At 71.5% G+C, this 14,479-nt stretch carries 8 protein-coding genes; 5 read left to right on the top strand and 3 right to left on the bottom strand.

Features of this window, described 5'->3' with window-relative positions:
- Positions 1–12: 12 nt before the first annotated feature.
- Positions 13–993: a winged helix-turn-helix transcriptional regulator gene (locus ACZ4WS_RS19385; RefSeq protein ID WP_467981902.1), complete on the bottom strand. Its 981-nt coding sequence runs from the start codon at positions 991–993 to the stop codon at positions 13–15.
- Between the two features lie 281 nt (positions 994–1,274).
- On the opposite strand from ACZ4WS_RS19385, the gene ACZ4WS_RS19390 reads away from it, so the two are divergent.
- The 4 genes from ACZ4WS_RS19390 (at position 1,275) to ACZ4WS_RS19405 (ending at position 9,487) form a co-directional block, all read left to right on the top strand.
- Positions 1,275–5,018, top strand: coding sequence for a S8 family peptidase (locus ACZ4WS_RS19390; RefSeq protein WP_467981904.1), 3,744 nt, complete (start codon positions 1,275–1,277; stop codon positions 5,016–5,018).
- A gap of 204 nt (positions 5,019–5,222) precedes the next feature.
- Positions 5,223–7,064 carry a protein phosphatase 2C domain-containing protein gene (locus tag ACZ4WS_RS19395; RefSeq protein ID WP_467981906.1) on the top strand — a complete coding sequence of 614 codons (1,842 nt, stop codon included), beginning with the start codon at positions 5,223–5,225 and terminating at the stop codon, positions 7,062–7,064.
- A 75-nt stretch (positions 7,065–7,139) separates the two neighbouring features.
- Positions 7,140–8,882: a pyruvate dehydrogenase gene (locus ACZ4WS_RS19400; protein WP_467981907.1), complete on the top strand. Its 1,743-nt coding sequence runs from the start codon at positions 7,140–7,142 to the stop codon at positions 8,880–8,882.
- Positions 8,883–8,929: 47 nt separating this feature from the next.
- Positions 8,930–9,487 carry a GNAT family N-acetyltransferase gene (locus tag ACZ4WS_RS19405; RefSeq protein WP_467982248.1) on the top strand — a complete coding sequence of 186 codons (558 nt, stop codon included), beginning with the start codon at positions 8,930–8,932 and terminating at the stop codon, positions 9,485–9,487.
- Positions 9,488–9,649: 162 nt separating this feature from the next.
- Here ACZ4WS_RS19405 and ACZ4WS_RS19410 read toward each other — a convergent pair whose 3' ends face one another.
- Entirely contained in the window at positions 9,650–12,658 is a 3,009-nt protein-coding gene (locus ACZ4WS_RS19410; protein ID WP_467981909.1) for an alpha-mannosidase, read from the bottom strand.
- A gap of 186 nt (positions 12,659–12,844) precedes the next feature.
- Between ACZ4WS_RS19410 and ACZ4WS_RS19415 the strand changes: the two genes are divergently transcribed.
- Entirely contained in the window at positions 12,845–13,327 is a 483-nt protein-coding gene (locus ACZ4WS_RS19415; RefSeq protein ID WP_467981911.1) for an ATP-binding protein, read from the top strand.
- A 72-nt stretch (positions 13,328–13,399) separates the two neighbouring features.
- Here ACZ4WS_RS19415 and ACZ4WS_RS19420 read toward each other — a convergent pair whose 3' ends face one another.
- Positions 13,400–14,440, bottom strand: coding sequence for a DUF2637 domain-containing protein (locus ACZ4WS_RS19420; RefSeq protein ID WP_467981913.1), 1,041 nt, complete (start codon positions 14,438–14,440; stop codon positions 13,400–13,402).
- Positions 14,441–14,479 lie beyond the last annotated feature (39 nt).

Consider the following 14,479-nt stretch of genomic DNA (forward strand, 5'->3'; position numbering starts at 1 on the left):
GGAAAGCGCAGGTCAGTCCCGCGCCACCCAGCCCCGCTCGTACGCGTGCCAGCCCAGCTGGAGCCGTGTCGTCACGCCCGTCAGCTCCATCAGCCGCTTGACCCGGCGCTGCACGGTCCGCAGCCCCAGATCCAGCTGCTTGGCGACGCTCGCGTCGGTCAGCCCGGCGAGCAGCAGCGACAGGATCTCCAGGTCGGTGCCGTCCGGGCCGTCCTGCTCCTGCTCCGTCACGCCCCGGCTGCCGAGCCGTAGCGGCAGCGCCTCCCGCCACACCGACTCGAACAGGCCCGACAGCAGTTCCAGCAACCCGCTCGCGTGCACGACCAGCGCGGCGGGCTCCGCGCTGTGCGCGGTGAGCGGCACCATCGCGAGCGCCCGGTCGGCGATCACCAGCTTGGTCGGCACCTGGTCCACGACCCGCACCTGCTCGTCCCGGCTCAGCGCGGCCGACAGCTCGGTGATCCCGTTGGGCAGGTCGAGGACCGCCCGCTCGACCACCACCCGGTAGCCGACGCCGCGCCCCGCTGCCTGCTCCTCCGCGTCGTTGTCCATCCCGGACACCACGACCGGGTTCCCGGTGACCAGCGCGCATACCTCCTCGCTCGCGCCGAGCTGGAGCTGCAGGAACCGCTGGGAGACCGCCGCCGCGCCGATCACCACCTCGACCAGGTCGTGCACGGCGGGCTCTGCGGCCTGCGCCCGGTACTCCTCGGCGAGCAGCGCGGCCGCCAGCTCCGCCTTCTCCAGCTCGTGCCGCTGCTGGGTGAGGAGTGCGCCGAGGGCGACCCCGGGCGGCGCCGCGACCCAGCGGCCGGGCCGGGCCGACGACTGGGCGGCGAGACCGTGCCGCTCCAGGCGGCGCAGCGCGCGCTCCGTGTCGTACTCGCCGAGCGTGAGCCGCCGCGCGAGATCGGGCACGTCGGCGGCGCCCACGGACACCAGTGCCCGGTACGCCGACTCGTGCGTGTCGTCCAGGCCTATCGCTCCCAGCATGCGGCGACGTCCCTCCCCAAGGATCCGTTCCGGCCGGTGGGTGGCGTCCGTGGCGGAAAACGGCCACGGCGCAAACCCGCCTCGGCACATCATCGCCGCACCACCCGGCTCTCTGACAAGCTCACGCCACCGCAGCATCAACCACCGCCCGTAATGCCCTGCTTGGGCCTGCTCGGCCTGCGCGGATGCGAGCCTCACGGGCTCGTGCGGACAGGGCCTCACCGGCTCGTGCGGACACGGGTGGAGCGATCTTGGGGAGTGGGATTTTGGGGAAAGCGACAGTGCGTACGGCTCTGGGCGCGGCGACCGCCGCCGTCCTGGCCGTCACGACCGCCGTGCCCGCAGGGGCCGCGCACGCCACGAACGTGCCCGCGGGGGCCGTGCAGAACACGAACGTGCCCGCAGGGGCCGCACAGGACACGAAGAGGCCACTGACCGGTAGCGAGGCCACCGCCTCGGGCGCCGTCGTCACACTTGTCACGGGCGACCGCGTCCTGGTGACGAAGGACGGGGCGACCGCCCTGCCCGGTGCGGACGGCACCACTCCCTTCACCCAGACCCGGCAGTCCGGCAAGGACCTGTACGTCTACCCCGAGGGCGCCGTGGCGGCCATCGCGGCGGGCCGCGTCGACGAGGAACTCTTCAACGTCACCGGTCTGGTCCGGCAGGGCTACGACGACGCGCACAGCGCGACGTTGCCGCTCATCGCCACGTACGACACGTCGGTCGCGCGGAGCGCCCCGGTCACCCCGCGCGGCGCGGAGCGCGGTCTCGTCCTCGACCCGATCGACGGTGTCGCGCTCAAGGCCGACAAGAAGAAGGCCGCCGAGTTCTGGGCCGACGTCACCAACTCCCGTACGCGGGCGGCCGGTGACCTGAAGAAGCTGTGGCTCGACGAGAAGGTGCAGGCCACCCTCGACCGCTCCACGAAGCAGGTGCACGCCCCCGAGGCCTGGGCCGCGGGCTACGACGGCAAGGGCACCAAGGTCGCCGTCCTGGACACCGGAGTCGACTCGGACCACCCCGACCTCAAGGGCCGGATCGCCGCGTCCAAGAACTTCACCGACTCCGAGGACGCGAGCGACCACCAGGGCCACGGCACCCACACCACGTCCACGGTCGGCGGCACGGGCGCGGCGAGCGGCGGCAAGAAGAAGGGCGTCGCCCCCGGAGCCGACCTGCTCAACGGCAAGGTCCTCAATGACTACGGCTCCGGTGAGACCTCGTGGATCATCGCCGGCATGCAGTGGGCGGTCGACCAGGGCGCCGACGTCGTGTCGATGAGCCTCGGCAACCCGGCCCGGACCGACTGCACCGACCCGATGGCCCAGGCCACCGAGGAACTCGCCCAGTCGGCCAAGAACACCCTCTTCGTCATCGCGGCCGGCAACACCGGGCCCGCCAACAACACCGTCTCATCGCCGGGTTGTGCGCCCAGCGTCCTCACCGTCGGCGCCGTCGACCGCGACGACTCCACGGCGTCCTTCTCCAGCCGCGGCCCGGCCTACGGCTCGCACACCCTCAAGCCGGAGATCACCGCGCCGGGCGTGGGCATCTCGGCCGCCAACGCGGGCGGCCGCGGCGTCTACGCCTACCAGTCCATGAGCGGTACGTCGATGGCGACCCCGCACGTCGCGGGCGCCGCCGCCATCGTCAAGGAGCGCCACCCCGGCTGGAACGCCCAGCAGATCAAGGCGGCCCTCGTCTCCTCCGCCGACGCGGACATACCCGGCGACGTACGCGAGACCGGCGGCGGACGCCTGGACGTGAAGGCCGCGATCGACCAGACCGTGCTCGGCGCGCCCGCCGTGCAGGGCGGCACCTTCAACTGGCCGCAGGACGCCGGCGACCGTACGACGGTCGACGTGCCGTACACGAACACGACCGACACGTCAGTGCAGTTGAAGCTTGACCTGAGCGGTGTCACCGGCAACGACGGCTCCGCCGTACGCTCCTCGATCGCCCGGCTCGGCGCGCGCTCCGTCGCCGTCCCCGCGGGCGCCACCGTCAAGGTCCCGATGACGCTGGACCCGGACGCGTCGCTGACCAGCGCCCAGTACGGCGATATCACCGGCCGGGTCCTCGCCACCGCCGACGGCGTCACCGTCTCGACCCCCTTCTCCCTCTACGTCCAGCCGGAGACCGTCACCCTGCGCGTCAAGCTCGTCGACCGACTGGGCAAGCCCGCGAACGGGGCCTCGTCCCTGGACCTGATCGGCACGGACGACGCGAGCGGCGAACGGCGCTTCAACGAGGGCGCGAGCGACCAGACGTACGAGATACGCCCCGGCAGCTACTTCCTCTCCAGCTTCATCGCGACCCCCGAGAGGGAGGGCACGCTGCTCAACTCCCTCTCGTACATGGCCCGTCCGCAGCTCGACATCCGCAAGGACACCACCGTCGTCCTCGACGCCCGCACGGCGCACAAGCTGAGCGTCAAGACGGACAAGGCCTCCGAACTCCGGGGAGCCACCCTCGGGTTCGCCCGCTCCTGGGGCGACACCTGGCTGCACGCGGGGACCGCGGCGGGCGGACGTGCCCTGCGCGGTTACTACGCCTCCGTCAGCGGCCGGGCGAGCGACGGCACCTTCGAGTTCGACAGCTTCTGGCGGGCAGTCGCTCCGCAGATCTCCGAACTCGCCGTCGTGGGCGGGAAGTTGCTGCATCCCGTGACCGGCTCCACCACTTCCGCCAACCTCGACGGGACCGGACAGGCGCAGCTCGTCGACGCCAAGTCGGGCACGGCGGAGGACCTGGCGGGCGCCAAGGGGAAGATCGCCCTCGTCAAGCTGCCGGACAGCGGCAGCGCGTCGGCCGTCGCGGCGGCGGCGAAGACGGCGGGCGCGCTCGCGGTCCTCGCCTACCGCGAGGCACCCGGCCGCTGGTACCCGGCCACCGGATTCACCGGCGGACCGCTGCCCGTCCTCGCCATCCCGACCGAGGAAGCGACAGCCCTGCTCGCCGCCGGCGACGTGACCCTGCGCTGGAAGGCCACCGCCAAGAGTCCGTACGTCTACAACCTGGCCTTCCCGGAGACGGGCCAGATCCACGACGACCGGACCTACCGCGTCCATGACCGTGACCTGGCGGCCACCAGCGCCACCTACCGCGCCATGGGCACCGCCACCGACTACATCGACCTGCCCGCCGTCACCCGCCCGAGCGGACTCACCGGCTACTTCGGCGACTTGGAGACCGTGCCCGCGCCATTCCAGCGCACCGAGTACTACTCGGCGGGCACGACCGGCTGGGAGCACGAGGTGTCCAGCAGCTTCCCGTGGGGCGAGTTCATGATCGACCCGGTGCGTACGTACGAGAAGGGGGAGCGGCGGACCGAGGAGTGGTACGGGGGAGTGCTCTCGCCGGTGGCGCCCCTCGACTCCTCGGGTGAGCAGGCGCTCGCCGCCGAGCGGCAGGGCAATCTGATCGGGGTCGCTCCCGGGTTCTGGGGCGACGCCCAACACCAGGGCGTGCAGGGGAGTTTCGGGGACATCGGCTCCATGGAGCTGAAGCGCGACGGGGAGACCATCGGCGACAGCCCCTTCCCCTCCGGAGTGTTCGAGGTCCCGGCCGACGACTCCTCGTACCAACTCACCCTCACCACGATGAAGATCGGCTCGCGGGTCTGGAACCGATCCCCGCGGACGGTCACCACCTGGTCCTTCCGCTCGCATCTCGACGAGGACGCGTACTCACAGGGAATCCCGCTGCTCTTCCCGCGTTACGAGCTCCCCGAGGACGGTCTCAAGACGCTGGCGGCGCGCGACGGCCAGCGGATCTCGCTGACCGCGACCGGCCACGCGGGGTACACGCCCGGTGCGCTGACCTCGGTGAAGCTGGCGTACTCGTACGACGGCGGAGAGACCTGGACGCAGGCCGAGACCGCGCAGCGGGACGGCCGGTGGACGGCGACCGTGAATCACAGCGAAGCCTCAGGAAAGCAGGTCACACTCAGGGCCGAACTGACCGACAGCTTCGGCAACTCGGTCGTCCAGACCGTGACCCGGGCCTACGACGTGCGCTAGGCCCCGGTCACCCCGGCACCGCCGGGCGGTTCTCCCGTGGGGGGTGGAACCGCCCGGCGGTTTCTTTCCGGACTCTTTTCGGGCCGGCCGCTCTCGCATTGCCGTTCGAGGCGTCGTCCGACACGCCGTTCGACAATCAGTCCCCTGGCCGGTTTTTCCGGATGCCCCGTTTTCATCCGGCTCTCGCGGTGGACAATTAGGGGCATGAGCCAGCAGGGGGAGAAGCCCACCGGTCATGAGGACGACTGGTGGGGGCAGTTGTACGACGACTCCACCGAGGACACGGGACCCGTGTCCGCGGCGGATTCCCTCGACGACCGGTTCGCGTCGGCCGCCGGGACGGTGGGGCTGGGGGCTGCACCGCGACCGGATTCGACCGAGCTTGAGCTTGAACGTGGGGGTGAGCGCGGGCTCGAGGCCGAGTCCGGGCCCCGGCCCGAGGGGGATTTCGATGTCCCGCCTCAGCCGGAGCGGCCTCCTGCCCCGCAGGGACTGCCTCCTGCCTTGCGGGGACAGCCTCCTGGCGTGCCGGAGGGGCCACCCGCCGTACCGCAACAGTCACCTGCTCTTCCGGAGCGGCCCTCCGCCCTACCGGAGCAGTCTCCCGCCGTGCCGGACCAGCGCGCCGGTGGCTCCGGGGCCTGGCCCGGCGCGACGCCGCGTGGTGAGGGGCCGCGCGGTGAGGGCGGGCGCGGTGCGGGGCCGGCGCCGCGCCCCGGCCGGTGGGAGCGCGATGACGTCCCCGGGGCGAGCGCCGACCCCGGCCCGCTCCAGCGCAGTGGTCTCACCCCGCAGCCCGCCCCCTGGGCGCCCCCGCCGGCCGATCCGCCGGCTCCCGCGACGTTTCCGCCCGGGCCGACACCGCCGGGATTCCGCGCGCAGGAGCCCCCGAGCCGTCCGTCCACGGAGCCGCCCGTCGCGGCGGTGCCCGGGTCGAGGGCGCCCGCGGACGCGCCACCGCTCCCCGCCACGGCCCCGGGCGACACCGTGCCCCTCGCCCCGGCCGACGCCCCGCGACCCGGCTCCGCCCCGCAGGACACGCCGCCCCGCGAGCCCGCCCTCTCCGTCCCCCACCAGCCACCCGCCGTCGACCACGTGGGCTCCGGCCCGCCCACCTACGACGCCGAGCCGACCGCGCTCCCGCCCGCGGACCCGGACGACCTGGACGACCTGGTCGCCGACACGGTGCTGGACGGGGCGCACTACGGGACCAGCACCCTGCGCGCGGTGTCCGTGCGCGGGGACTCCGCGCGCTACCGGGGCGAGCCGCGCCGGGACTCGCTGCTCACCGCACGGTTCGGGACGGGGGAGCAGGCGCTGGTGCTCGTGGCGATGGCGACCGGGGCCCGGGCCACGCCGGACGCGCACCGGGCGGCCGCCGAGGCGTGCCAGTGGATCGGGCGGGCCGTGGGCCGCAGCCACGCGCAGCTGGCCGAGGACATCCGGGCCGCCCGGCGCGGGGACCTCAAGTCCGGGCTGCACCGGCTCACCGACCGCAGCCTCGGCAAGCTGCGGGCGACCGCGGCCGAGCAGGGCATCGAACCCGAGGAGTACACCGCCAGCCTGCGGTGCCTGCTGCTGCCCGCCGACCCGGAGTGCCGTACGCGCGTCTTCTTCGGCGTCGGGGCCGGGGGCCTGTTCCGGTTGCGGGACGGCGAGTGGCAGGACATCGAGCCGCGGGTCGCGGAGGCCACCGGCGATGCCGTCGTCGGCTTCGGATCGCTGCCCCACGAGACGCCCGAGGGCGACCGGCTCACCATGGACCTGGGCATCACGACGCCCCCGAGCCCGTACGAGCCCGCCCCCGTGCCACCCCGTGACCCCTTCCGTTTCCGCGCCTCCGTAGCCCGCCCGGGTGACACGCTGCTGCTCTGCACCGGCGGCCTGGCGGAGCCCCTGCGCGGCGAACCCGAGCTCGCCGAACATCTGACGACGCGGTGGTCGGCGGGGGAACCGCCGGGCCTCGCGGCGTTCCTCGCGGACACCCTGGTACGGGTCAAGGGGTACGCCGACGATCGGACGGCCGCGGCTGTTTGGGAGGCGTAATCGCGCTCCCTGTGAATTCATGGACCCAAGGGATGGACCCGAGGGATCCCAGGATCACAAAGGGGTGCGTGCAGCATGGCCAAGCAGAACGTCGCCGAGCAGTTTGTCGACATCCTCGTCCGTGCGGGCGTCAAACGTCTGTACGGAGTCGTCGGCGACAGCCTCAACCCGGTCGTGGACGCGATCCGGCGCAACTCCGCGATCGACTGGATCCACGTCCGGCACGAGGAGACCGCCGCCTTCGCCGCGGGCGCGGAGGCGCAGATCACCGGCAAGCTCACCGCCTGCGCGGGCTCCTGCGGCCCCGGCAACCTCCACCTCATCAACGGCCTGTACGACGCCCACCGCTCCATGGCCCCGGTCCTCGCCCTCGCCTCGCACATCCCCTCCAGCGAGATCGGCCTCGGCTACTTCCAGGAGACCCACCCCGACCAGCTCTTCCGCGAGTGCAGTCACTACAGCGAACTGATCTCCAGCCCGAAGCAGATGCCGAGGCTGCTCCAGACGGCCATCCAGCACGCGGTGGGCCAGTCGGGCGTCAGCGTCGTGTCCCTCCCCGGCGACATCGCCTCCGAGCCCGCCCCGGACAAGGCCGTCGAGACCGCCCTCGTCACGTCCCGGCCCAGTGTCCGCCCCGGCGACGCCGAGATCGACAAGCTCGTCGCGATGATCGACGAGGCCGACAAGGTCACGCTCTTCTGCGGCAGTGGCACGGCGGGCGGGCACGCCGAGGTGATGGAGTTCGCGGAGAAGATCAAGTCCCCGGTCGGGCACGCGCTGCGGGGCAAGGAATGGATCCAGTACGACAACCCCTTCGACGTCGGCATGAGCGGACTCCTCGGCTACGGCGCCGCCTACGAGGCCACCCACGAGTGCGACCTCCTGATCCTGCTCGGCACCGACTTCCCGTACAACGCGTTCCTGCCCGACGACGTCAAGATCGCCCAAGTCGACGTCCGGCCCGAGCGCTTGGGCCGCCGCTCCAAGCTGGACCTGGCGGTCTGGGGCGATGTGAAGGAGACCTTGCGCTGTCTCATCCCGCGGGTGAAGCCCAAGGAGAACCGGCGCTTTCTCGACAAGATGCTGAAGAAACACGCCGACACGCTCGAAGGCGTCGTCAAGGCGTATACGAGGAAGGTCGAGAAGCACGTCCCGATCCACCCCGAGTACGTCGCCGCCGTGCTCGACGAACTCGCCGCCGAGGACGCGGTGTTCACGGTCGATACCGGCATGTGCAATGTCTGGGCGGCCCGCTACATCTCGCCCAACGGCCGCCGCCGCGTCATCGGTTCGTTCTCGCACGGCTCGATGGCGAACGCGCTGCCGATGGCGATCGGCGCCCAGTTCACCGACCGGAACCGGCAGGTCGTCTCGATGTCCGGCGACGGTGGATTCTCCATGCTGATGGGCGACTTCCTCACCCTCGTCCAGCACGACCTGCCGGTGAAGGTCGTCCTCTTCAACAACTCCTCCCTGAGCATGGTCGAGTTGGAGATGCTGGTGGCCGGTCTTCCCTCGTACGGCACGACGAACAAGAACCCCGACTTCGCCGCGGTGGCCCGCGCCTGCGGCGCGTACGGCGTCCGCGTCGAGAAGCCCAAGCAGCTCGCGGGCGCCCTGAAGGACGCCTTCAAACACAAGGGCCCGGCCCTCGTGGACATCGTCACCGACCCCAACGCCCTGTCCATCCCGCCGAAGATCAGCGCGGAGATGGTGACGGGCTTCGCACTGTCCGCGTCGAAGATGGTGCTGGACGGCGGGGTCGGCCGCATGGTGCAGATGGCCCGCTCCAATCTGCGGAACGTGCCGCGGCCTTAGCCTGTCGCTCGACGTCGGGTGCGCGCCGCAGCGTGATCAAATGGGGGATGGCTTCATTCTGGACTGGCAAGCGGGTACGCCTGCGCGGTATAGAGCCCGACGACTGGACCGCGTTCATGCGCTTCGCCCATGACGAGGAGCGGTTGGGGGACCTGTTGCACGCCCCCCGTTCCGCCGAGGGCTACCGTGCCTGGACGAAGGAGCAGGCCGCCGGCAACCCCGATGGCGACTGCTTCCAGTTGGCGGTCGAAGCCGTCGACACGGGGGAAATGGTCGGTACGGTCGGCTCGCACCACGCCGATCCACGTGCGGGCCGGTTCGAGTACGGCGTCACGATGGGCGCTGATCATCGGCGTAAGGGCTACGCGGCGGAAGCCGTGGTGATGCTGCTGCGCTTCATGTTCGCCGAGCGGCGCTTTCACAAGTGCGGAGCGCGGGTCTTCGCACACAACGAGGCATCGCTGGCACTTCAACGTCGGCTCGGTTTCATCGAGGAGGGCCGCCTCCGCGATCACGCGTTCTTCGCCGGCCGGCACCACGATGTCGTCATCATGGGCATGCTCGCCGACGAGTTCGCCCGACTGCATTCGATGGGCGAACTGTGAGCCGGCTTCAGCTGGTGAGAGGGACCCACTGGCGGTTGGCGTACCAGTACCGGGGCAGATCCCTACGGTGCTCCGCACCGCAGCCAGTGGGCACACCTTGTACGGCTCCGCCGGACAGGAATCCGCGACCCTCCGCGTAGCACAGCCCGCCCCGGCCGGGGCCTACGCCGGGCGCAACCGCAGCGTGAGGATCTGGAACGGCCGCAGCTCGAAGTCCGACGGGGCTTCGTGCAGCGGCCGTTCCAGCAGGTCGGTCACCTCGGCCCGCGCCACCGCGAAGCCCGTGCTCAGCCTGGCCCGCGCGCGCCCGCCCCGGGACTCGTACAGCCGGACCACCACATCGCCGCTGCGGTCCTCCGCGAGCTTGACCGACTCGATGGTGACGGCCGGGTTGTCCACGCCGACCAGCGGATCGAGCGAGGGAGCCTCGGCCGCCCGCAGCGGCAGGTTCAGCGCGAGCCCCTCCGCGACGGCGTCCCCCACGCCCGCCCCCGGCAGCAGCGCGTACGTGAACCGGTGCGTGCCCAGGTCCGTCTCCGGGTCCGGGCTGTGCGGGGCGCGCAGAAGGGTCAGCCGTACGGTGGTGCCGAGGCCCTCGGGGTGCGGAACGCGGGTCACATCATGGCCGTACGTCGAGTCGTTGAGCACCGCGACCCCGTACGCCTCCTCCGCGACCCGCAGCCAGCGGTGGGCGCAGATCTCGAAACGGGCGGCGTCCCAGCCGGTGTTGGTGTGGGTGGGGCGGTGCACGTGCCCGAACTGGATCTCGGCGGCGGACCGTTCGGCGTGCACGTCCAGCGGGAAGGCGGCCTTGAGCACCTTCTCCGACTCCTGCCAGTCGATGTCCGTCACGATGTCGAGGCGGCGGCTCGCGGCGCTCAGCCGGATCTCCTGGGTGACGCGGGACTTGCCGAAGACGCGGATGACGCGCACCACCGCCCGCAGCGGCCCGCTCTCCACGAGTTCCACCGACTCGGCGGCCGTCAGATCCGTGTGCGTGCGCCGGTAGTGCCGGTCGATGTCCCAGGCGTCCCACGCGTTGGGGTGGTCCGGGTGCAGCTGGAGGAGGTTGCCGGGTCCGCTGAGCACTTCCCGGTCCGCCGTCCGGTCCCGGACCGAGGAGAGCAGCCCGTCGCGGTCGACCGTCACGCGCAGCCACCCGTTCTCCAACAGGATCGAGCCATGCGCCCGTTCCGCCCGGACACCCTCGGTGTCCACGGCCGGGCGGGCCGCGCTCCCCAGCCCCGGCACGGTCACCAGCTCGTCCCCGACCACCTCCGTGCGCTCGTACGGCGAGGCGTTCAGCACCGTGGGCGAGCCCGGCCCCAGCGCCCGTACCGCCTCCGCCGTGATCTCCGCCAGCTCCGCCAGTACCCGCGCGTACGTCTCCCGCGCCTCACGGTGCACCCACGCGATCGACGAGCCCGGCAGGATGTCGTGGAACTGGTGCAGCAGCACCGTCTTCCAGAGCCGGTCGAGGGCGTCGTACGGGTAGGCGTACGACGGATCGCGCACGGCCGCCGCCGTGCACCACAACTCGGCCTCGCGCAGGGCGTGTTCGCAGCGCCGGTTGCCCTGCTTGGTCTTCGCCTGGGTGGTGTACGTGGCCCGGTGCAGCTCGAGATAGAGCTCGCCGGACCACACCGGAGCGAGCGGGCCGTACTCCTCCTCGGCGGCCGCGAAGAACGCCGACGGCTTCTCGATCTCGACGCGCGGCGAGCCCTCCAGGGACCGCAATCGCCGGGCCTTCTCCAGCATTTCGCGGGTCGGGCCGCCTCCGCCGTCGCCCCAGCCGAAGGGGACGAGGGAGCGGGTCGCGCGGCCCTTGTCGGCAAAGTTGCGTTCCGCGTGGGCGAGTTCGCGGGCGTGGAACTGTGAGTTGCACGTGTCCACGGGCGGGAAGTGGGTGAAGACGCGGGTGCCGTCGATGCCCTCCCACCAGAAGGTGTGGTGCGGCATCTTGTTGGACTGGTTCCAGCTCAGCTTCTGGGTGAGGAACCAGCGGACGCCCGCGAGCTTCGCCAGCTGCGGGAAGGCGGCCGTGTAGCCGAAGGAGTCGGGCAGCCAGATCTCCTCGGTCTCGACGCCCAGCTCCTCCTGGAAGAACCGCTTGCCGTGCACGATCTGCCGGGCCAGCGCCTCGCCGCCGGGCATGTTGGCGTCGGACTCGACCCACATGGAGCCGACGGGAGCCCAATTCCCCTGCCCCACCGCCTTCTTGATGCGCTGCCAGATGTGCGGCTGGTGCTCCTTGACCCAGGCGTACTGCTGGGCCTGCGAGCAGGCGAAGACCAGCTCCGGGTAGTCGCGGGCCAGCGCGGTGACATTGGCGAAGGTGCGGGAGGCCTTGCGGACCGTCTCGCGCAGCGGCCACAGCCATGCCGAGTCGATGTGCGCGTGACCGGCCGCCGAGATCCGGTGCGCGCTCGCCGAGGCGGGCCGGGACAGGATGTCCGTGAGCCGGGACCGCGCGGCGCCCGCCGTGCCGGCGACGTCGTGCAGGTCGAGAGCGTCCAGCATGTCCTCGAGGGCGCGCAGGATCTCGTGCCGCCGCGACCGGTCCGCGGGCAGCTCGTGCATCAGCTCCGACAGCACCTCGGCGTCGAGGACCAGCCGCCACACGTCCTCGTCGAGTACGGCGAGATCGGCAGCCGCGAATCGGTAGATGGGCCGATCGCCCGCGGTCAGCACGTCCCCGAGGAGCGTAGGCTCGAAGCCGTGCAGGACGGCCGGGTTGGCCGCCGCCTCCAGCAGCAGATGGACCGCCTCCCCTCCCCTTGCGGGCGCTCCGACGGTCAGGTGCCGGTTGCGTGGATGGATGCCCTTGAGGGGGACGCCCGCCGCGTCGTACAGGAGGCCCTCCGCCTGGAAACCGGGCCCGTCCCCCGTGAACCCGGGGTCGACCAGCACCTCCACCTGGCGGCCCGCCCACTCCTCGGGCACCCGGCCCTCGATGCGGAACCAACTCGTCGACCAGGGCTTTCCCCAGACCGTACCGGTCGTGAAGGGCTCGTACGCGGCCTGGAGTGCCTGGTCGACCGGGACCGGCTCGCCGGGCAGATGCCACACGGACAGCACCAGCGGCACCCGGTCCGCGTACTGCGCGGGGCGCAGGAACTGCCGCAGCGCGCGCTCCAGGCGCCCCTCCACCAGCGAACGGTCGTCGTGCACGGCGGCTCCTCGGCGTTGGGACGGCTCTGCCCAGAGTTTCACTTCCCCGGACGAACGCGGCGCATCCGCGGCGGCACGGCGGGTGGTTGACGATTCGACATGACTGTCGCGTTCCTGACGGGGCATGGATTCCCGTGAACGTGGTTGAGCAGGAGGGGAATCGACATCGGCGTGCAGGCGGGGGTCATGAAGAGGCAGGCACGAGGAGGTGGTCCCGTGGCCACCGGAGCCTCCTCTGCGAAGGCAGTGGAGGAAGAGGCCGACAAAGCGACGGACCAGCCGGGCGGCGCGCAGCTCAGGCGCAGGCTGGGCAGGGCGGACCTGCGGGCGGTGCCCGAGGCCCGGAAGGCACTGAGGGAACTGTTACGGCACTGGGGGAGGCCGGGAAGGTCCGAGATAGCCGAGCTGCTGACCAGCGAGCTCGTCACCAACGCACTCATTCACACCGACCACGACGCGGTCCTGACGGCGACCGTCGGACCCCGCGGACTCCGCGTGGAAGTAAGGGACTTCGTGGGACGCAGGCCCAGACTGCGGGTACCGAACGCCGACGACGGTACACATGGCAGAGGCCTCGTCCTCGTACAGTCCCTCGCGGACGCGTGGGGAGTACGGGCACATGGCGTGGGCAAGGCGGTGTGGTTCGAACTGGACGGCGGCGTGGTGTAGACACCACGCCGCCGTTGTCCTGTCCGGGCCCGGCCGGAAACCGGCCGGGCCATGCGGGCCTGAGCCTGGCAGTCAGCCGAACTGCTGCTCGAGATCCTTGAGCTTGCGCTCCAGGGAGTCGAGTCGCGGCAGGGCCGTCGTGTCGTCCTCGGCGGTGAGGTCGACGGTGAACGGCTCAGTACTGTGGCGGACGGGCGTAAGGGAGGGCCGTGAGCGTACGGGCAGCTGCTCCGGGGTTGATATGGCAGGCTCCGCGGAGGCCTGAGCGGAGGCCCGCTCCACGGTCGCCGTCTCGAGTTCCCGTCCGCCACCGCGGCCGGCCAGGCCCCGGTGGCCACGGCTGAGCGCCTTGAGGTGCGCCCGGTTGACGCGCTCCTCGTTCCGGCGGCGCAGTCGGTTCTGCTCCTTCTGGCGGCGGTCCTCGCGCACCTCGTCCACGGCCTCGTCAAGGCTGCGGACGTTCTCAAGCAACATCAGCGACCAGGCGCTGTACGTCTCACGGGGCGCGCGCAGCCAGCGGACGATCCGGATCTGCGGCAGCGGACGCGGGACCAGGCCCTGCTCACGCAGCGCGGCACGGCGGGTCTGCTTCAGTGCGCGGTCGAACAGCACCGCGGCCGACAGCGACATGCCCGCGAAGAACTGCGGGGCACCGGCGTGGTCGATGCCCCGGGGAGCGTGCACCCAGTTGAACCAGGCCGCCGCGCCCGCGAACGTCCACACGAGTATCCGGGAGCCGAGCGCCGCGTCACCGTGGCTGGCCTCGCGCACCGCGAGTACGGAGCAGAACATGGCCGCGCCGTCCAGGCCGAACGGGACCAGGTACTCCCAGCCGTCGGAGAGACCGAGGTTCTGCTCACCGAAGCCGACCAGGCCGTGGAAGGAGAGTGCCGCGGCGACCGCGGCACAGCAGAACAGCAGTACATAGGAGGCCGTGCCGTATATGGCCTCCTTACGCCTGCGGCGCTCCTCGCTGCGCTCCCACGAGTCGTCGCTGCTCGCGCTCTCCCCGGACCGCTTGCCGCGCGTGAGCACCGCCACCGCCGCCAGCAGTCCCAGGAGCAGAACGGCGCCCGGAAGCAGCCAGTTCAGCGATATGTCGGTAAGTCTCATCTGGGGTCCCTTGCATTGGGATAGGGCGTAACGCCCGCC

Source organism: Streptomyces sp. NPDC029292 (assembly GCF_055569295.1).

Excerpts from the sequence above, each read along its gene's own strand:
- ACZ4WS_RS19405 (WP_467982248.1), top strand. The coding sequence starts at position 8,930 with ATGGCTTCATTCTGGACTGGCAAGCGGGTACGCCTGCGCGGTATAGAG.
- ACZ4WS_RS19395 (WP_467981906.1), top strand. The coding sequence starts at position 5,223 with ATGAGCCAGCAGGGGGAGAAGCCCACCGGTCATGAGGACGACTGGTGG.
- ACZ4WS_RS19415 (WP_467981911.1), top strand. The coding sequence starts at position 12,845 with ATGAAGAGGCAGGCACGAGGAGGTGGTCCCGTGGCCACCGGAGCCTCC.
- ACZ4WS_RS19385 (WP_467981902.1), bottom strand. The coding sequence starts at position 993 with ATGCTGGGAGCGATAGGCCTGGACGACACGCACGAGTCGGCGTACCGG.
- ACZ4WS_RS19420 (WP_467981913.1), bottom strand. The coding sequence starts at position 14,440 with ATGAGACTTACCGACATATCGCTGAACTGGCTGCTTCCGGGCGCCGTT.
- ACZ4WS_RS19400 (WP_467981907.1), top strand. The coding sequence starts at position 7,140 with ATGGCCAAGCAGAACGTCGCCGAGCAGTTTGTCGACATCCTCGTCCGT.